Here is a 255-nt window from a genome sequence, read left to right on the forward strand (position 1 = left end):
TCGCTGAGATGCCGAACCTTATCGAGGTTCAAAAGGCATCTTACGACCAGTTCCTTATGGTTGAAGAACCATCCGGTGGGCGTCCTGACGAGGGTTTGCAGGCGGTTTTCAAGTCTGTTTTCCCAATTCAGGATTTCTCCGGCGCTTCAATGCTCGAATTCGTTCGCTACGAGTTCGACGCACCAAAATTCGACGTTGACGAATGCCGTCAGCGCGATCTGACGTATTCGGCGCCACTCAAGGTGACGCTGCGTC

1 protein-coding gene is annotated in these 255 nt (G+C 52.9%); it reads left to right on the plus strand.

Annotated elements, in window-relative coordinates:
• Nucleotides 1-255: hypothetical protein (locus R0J92_RS24670; RefSeq protein WP_411053625.1), on the plus strand; the 255-nt coding region annotated here is incomplete at both ends.

Origin of the sequence: Tritonibacter sp. SIMBA_163 (assembly GCF_046535935.1) — a bacterium.
GTDB classification, from domain to species: Bacteria; Pseudomonadota; Alphaproteobacteria; order Rhodobacterales; family Rhodobacteraceae; genus Epibacterium; species Epibacterium scottomollicae.